Consider the following 4,905-nt stretch of genomic DNA (forward strand, 5'->3'; position numbering starts at 1 on the left):
CGAGACCAGCCGTGCCGCTGAGCTCTTGCGCTCGATGCCGGGCTTCGGTCCGCTGCTCGCGGCCGAGTTCCTCGCATCGACCGGCGCTGACCTCAGCGTCTACGTCAGCGCGGACCGGCTCGCCGGCGTTGCGGGCCTCGCCCCGGCGCCGCGCGACTCGGGCAAGATCAGCAGCAATCACCACCGGCCACGCCGCTACGACCGGCGTCTGCTGCGCGCCTGCTACCTCGCAGCGATGGTCAGCGTGCAGCAAAAGACCGAATCGAGAGGGTTCTACGACCGTAAGCGCGCTGAGGGGAAGTCGCACAAGCAGGCGATTCTCGCTCTTGCGCGGCGCCGCCTGAACGTCATCTGGGCGATGTTCCGAGACGATCGACCCTACGATCCGCCTTCGCTCTCCGACGGTGCCTTTGAGGAAAGCGCAGCTCCGTCGCTGGCCCCAAAGGCCCGCCAAACCGTCGCTGCTACAGCAGCTCTCGCTGTAGATCACATGGGTCTAGGGCTGGTTGTGGCCTCCTACGCCGCTCGCGAGTAGCAGCGGGTGAACGGCGTACGAGACCAGCAGGATCCCGGCTGTGAATGCCGATGCGAGCATCAGGGCACCCCAGAACGATCGTCTGACCCTGCGGGCGAGAGTCGCGCACACCAGCCCAACGCCTGCACTCGCAAGAGCGACAGTGCATAGCGTGAGGTAGCCCGAAACGAGTTGCGCTCCGTTCCAGCAGAGTGCGCTCGCAGGGAAGAGCCAGCGATCCGCCGCGCCTCCGTCTTCGAAGCGACACGCCTCGTCTGGTTGCCACGTTCCCCGAAGGCCTGCGACGAAGTTCGCGCAGAGAGCGAGAACCACGAGCACGATTCCGAGGATGCCGAGGAGGAAGCCCGGGATCCGGCCTGTCGAGGACTTGGCCGGCTCCTCCTCGGGAGTGCTCGGCAGCTCCGCCGGATCCGTCGACGTCACCAGTCGTCGCCCAGCATGCGCAGGGCGTCTTCCTCCGACCGAGGCTCTCTTGGATCACCAGTGGATCCGAACTCGCGTGGAGGCCCCGACAGGAAGAGAAGGGCGGTGAGGACGAGGACCGACACCGCGGCGCTGCCCGCGAGCAGCATGCCTACGAGGGGAGCGAAGGACACGGTTCCGCTGCTGAGTGGATCACGGTCGGTGGTGGGCTGGGAGAACGCGTCAGCGGCGAGGCTCACCACGACGATGACGCCGATAACGCTTGCTGTCGCCCAGATCAGCCGTGCACGGACACCAGTGCTCTTAGGGTCCCTGATCACGACCATCCAGACGAGCCCGATCGCGGCGGGCAAGAGCACTCCAGCTCCAGCCGCGGCAGTCATACCTGGCCCTCGTCAGTTGCCTGGGGCTCGGCTGTCGGGCGGTCAGTTCGCGTCATCGTTGCCCATCTCGTGCACGATTCGGCCGTCGCAGCCGGCCTGGGTCCAGTCGTAGGGGCCGGTGGAAGTGAGGTTGGTGCCGTAGAGGGCGGTCCACGCCTCGCTGTCCGCGGCCGGAAGTCCGGAGCCCTGGTTCTCGGGCGAGCGTTCCCACCACAGCTGGAAGGTGTAATCGTGGCCCTCCTCGCGCATGCAGGCGGCGATGCGCAGCTGCATATCGACCCAGGAGACAGCGTTGGTGAGCTCGTCGCCGACGAGGCTTGCCGGGTAGGTGAAGTCATCCGGTGTATCGGAGTCGTCGTAGAGGCGGGCACCCCACTGGTCGTACCGGTGCCCGTCGGGGGCTGCGGTCGGAGTCGGTTGCTCGAACGGCATTCCCGGCTCTCGAGCGGCCGGCGCGGACGAGGGAACGGGCGACGAGGACACGTCTTCCGCGATCACAGGCGGGTTAGCTGCCCGTGCGGCGGCGTAGCCGTCGTCGTAGTCCTGAACGGCCGACGTTGCGTTGACGACAAGGACGGCGCCGAAACCTGCTGCGAGCAGCAGGCCTGCCGCGGCAAGGGCGATCGCGGCGCGAAGGCGTGTGCTGCCTCGAGGGCGGAGATCAGTCACAGCGTCACCTGGCTTTCAGTCGGGCGCCGTGCGATCGACCAGCAGAGGACTGTCGCGAGCAGGACGAGTCCCTGCGCGTTCCCCAGCAGAAGGAGAACGAGATCGAGAGAGGACACGGACGACACGAGCACGGGGACCGTGGCGCTGACGTACCAGAGCGCGTCGACGGCGATGGTGGGAAGAACGGAGACGGCGACTGCTCCCAGCACGGCGCCGGCGCTCCGTGTCCGGTGGTGCAGGAGTAGCAGCAGCGCGAGCGCGGCGGCGGCGGTCGCCGCATAGACCGGCGCCACCGTGTCGAACGGCATGGGGCTCTCGGTGGCCAGGCGGATGCTCGCCCACCCGCCGAAGACGACGGAGGCGAGAACAAGCACGAACACGACCGCCCAGAGTGCAGTGGAGAGCGACCCGACCCGCGCGTTGAATAGAACATCCGCGCTGCCCTCGTGCAGACGGGCACGGCGCCACAGCAGATCCGAGCCGACACCCCGGAGGGTGCGCGACCTGATCTGATGAGCGGTGCGGGCGGGAACCTGTTCTGCTTCCTGCGCCCACCTGGTGTGCTCGAAGAGGTCGGAGGCGATCTCATCCGCCCGCTCGACAGCGAAATGCGGATCCAGCCCGCGTGTGTAGAAGCGGCACCAGCGCAGCGCAGCGCCTGTTGAGCGGCGTACTGCCGCCGACGACCGGGCGCTCATGCCGTTCCGCCCACGATGAAGGCCGCGCGGCCGATGGCGCTCGGTCGGGCGGCAGCGGCCGCATGTGCAACTGCGCGTCCCTCGCCCGTCACCTCGTAGCAGCGGCGCGGAGGGCGACCCTGCGCATTCGCCTCCGCCTTGTCCTCCCACGACGACGAGACCAGGCCGCGCTCCTGCATCCTGCCCAGCGCCTTGTAGAGCGTGCCGTGCGCGGTGAGTGGGCGGCCGTCGCCGGTGGCGAGCAAAGCTGCAAGGGCGAAACCGTGCATCGGCTCGCCTACGTCGATGAGCGCGTCCAAGAGGTCGAGCTCGAGGGGGAGGACAGCTCCCTGCTTCCGTCTGGGCATGATCGAAGAATAGGAAGATAGGGGTTCGAGGTCAAGAGCGGATTGGAGGCGAGGCGAGCCCTTGCTCACCTCCCTCCACAAGACGGCGTGACCGGCGTCGGCACCAGCGCGCCGTCGCGGCAGTCGATATGGACTGCTCGAGTCAGAGCGCAGACAGCGCTGGTCCGTAAGGGGCGGCCCCTCGGGGACGGAATCGCACTGCCCTGCTCAGCACACGACCGAGGATCGGATGATCTGGAACGCCAGGCTCGCGATCACGACGGCGAGGAATGTGATGGGCGGCACGGGTATCGCAACTGGTACAGCCCTCCGCCGAACGAGCATCAGGCTCGCGGCGAGGATCAGCGCGAACGCCGGGGTCGCATAGGCCGCAACGAAAACGCCAAATTGACCCCATCCATCGGCGGAGGAGAGGTTGTCGTTTTCGCGTGCCATCTCCCAGAACGCAGCGCCTAAGAACGCAACGAACGTGAACACCGCTGCGCCCAGAATGCCGACCGTGAGAAGAGTGAAAGCCAGAGCTCTTGAGTGGCCAGTCGCCCGGTTCCTCTCAGAGGCGACCCACACGCCTGTAGCGATGACGACGATGGCTACGGCGTACCAGTACGCCTCGGCGGGGACGTATCCCGGACTGAAGCAGTCCCCGAGGACCCTGCCCAGAGTCGGGAGGGACGCCACGAACTGCAGCAGGAGCGCCGCGACCACCACCAGGATCAAGAGCACCTGGCCGAGTACGCGAAGCACCCGTAAGGAGGCGGGGAGCGATCTTGCGCTGCTGGAGCCCATTCATCCCCCCGGGAAGCACCAGCACCGACCGCCAGTCAATCGATTCTGCCTCACTCGACGAACCACGCGGAGACGGAGGTGGAGGACCGCGAAATGCAAATCACGTCCGGGAATCTCGATTACGGCAGCACCCTCTACTACGTCCATTGGACCGGCTGGGCGCACGCCGCCGTTTCGCCCGAAGGGGAGCGCGAGGGGGACGCCCCTCGCGGCCGGACCGAAGGTGAGGAGGCGAACACGAGCAAAAGCTCGCGGCCTGGGGTTACGCGCTCTCCCCGGTCGAGCTGGTCGTCACCGCCGACACCAAGGTCGCGGGTCAGGACGCCGGGCGGACCATGCGGATCTCTCTGATGCCGCCTTCGATCTTGACGGTCCCAGTGGGGGCGAACCCGCTCTTGCGGTAGAACGCCTGCGCCCGCGGAACGGGGTCCCCGACCCAGAGCGCTGCGGGCTCGCCAGGATCGATCACTGCGTTCAAGAGAGCCTCGCCTGCTCCGGTTCCGTGGTGTTCCATTGCGACGTAGAGGACGTTCAAGTGCCACGTCCATTCCTCACCCTCGGTGGGATTCGACATCGCAATGCCGAAGATGACGCCCTCGCGTTCCGCAACGGCGACTCGAATGTCGGCCCATCGCTCGTCTGTCAGAGCACCGATCCAGAATCGTTCCCTTGATTCGAGCAGGTCGGGAGCATCGAGGACATCGTCTGACACCAGGGTTCCGCGGTAGGTGTCTCGCCAGGACGCGACATGTACCAACGCCATCGCTTCCGCATCGGCTGGCCGGGCCGGTCGAACCAAGAAGTCGCGTTCCATGCGCCCACGCTACTCAGCAGACGGGCACGGGGGTTGCCCAAGGAGCCGGCTACGCCCTGCCGGACGGAGCCGGCCGGAGGAGCCTGCGGCGCTGTTGACAACCTGATTGAGATTCTTCACCTCTCCGCGGTTTCAACCTATCTCGCTCCGTCGGCTGCGTGCCGTCTCTCTCGGACGCGGTCGCATGCTCCCTTATTTCGCCCGAGAGAGCCGTCCCTCCGCCGACTCCACTCAATTGGTTTTCACTCGC

The 4,905-nt window shown here is 66.8% G+C and carries 6 protein-coding genes and 1 pseudogene; 1 reads left to right on the top strand and 6 read right to left on the bottom strand.

Features of this window, described 5'->3' with window-relative positions; translation table 11 throughout:
• Nucleotides 1-409: pseudogene (locus C5C71_RS17060) on the top strand (transposase); the annotation flags it as partial.
• A gap of 545 nt (nt 410-954) precedes the next feature.
• On the opposite strand, the gene C5C71_RS17065 reads toward C5C71_RS17060, so the two are convergent.
• The 6 genes from C5C71_RS17065 to C5C71_RS17090 form a co-directional block, all read right to left on the bottom strand.
• Nucleotides 955-1,317, bottom strand: a complete 363-nt coding sequence (locus tag C5C71_RS17065) for a hypothetical protein (protein ID WP_104338171.1) — start codon at nt 1,315-1,317, stop codon at nt 955-957.
• 66 nt (nt 1,318-1,383) lie between these two features.
• On the bottom strand, nt 1,384-2,010 hold the full coding sequence (locus tag C5C71_RS17415) for a hypothetical protein (protein ID WP_146084522.1): 627 nt from the start codon (nt 2,008-2,010) through the stop codon (nt 1,384-1,386).
• Nucleotides 2,007-2,708, bottom strand: coding sequence for a hypothetical protein (locus C5C71_RS17075; RefSeq protein ID WP_104247890.1), 702 nt, complete (start codon nt 2,706-2,708; stop codon nt 2,007-2,009). Before C5C71_RS17075 ends, C5C71_RS17415 begins: the two co-directional genes overlap by 4 nt.
• A complete protein-coding gene (locus C5C71_RS17080; RefSeq protein WP_104261440.1) occupies nt 2,705-3,055 on the bottom strand; it encodes a PadR family transcriptional regulator in 351 nt (116 codons plus the stop codon). Before C5C71_RS17080 ends, C5C71_RS17075 begins: the two co-directional genes overlap by 4 nt.
• A 207-nt stretch (nt 3,056-3,262) precedes the next feature.
• Complete coding sequence (locus C5C71_RS17085; protein ID WP_146084523.1) at nt 3,263-3,778, bottom strand: hypothetical protein; 516 nt, start codon at nt 3,776-3,778, stop codon at nt 3,263-3,265.
• A gap of 379 nt (nt 3,779-4,157) precedes the next feature.
• A complete protein-coding gene (locus tag C5C71_RS17090) occupies nt 4,158-4,655 on the bottom strand; it encodes a GNAT family N-acetyltransferase (protein WP_219814210.1) in 498 nt (165 codons plus the stop codon).
• Nucleotides 4,656-4,905 lie beyond the last annotated feature (250 nt).

Origin of the sequence: Rathayibacter sp. AY1C1 (assembly GCF_002932105.1) — a bacterium.
GTDB lineage: Bacteria > Actinomycetota > Actinomycetes > Actinomycetales > Microbacteriaceae > Rathayibacter.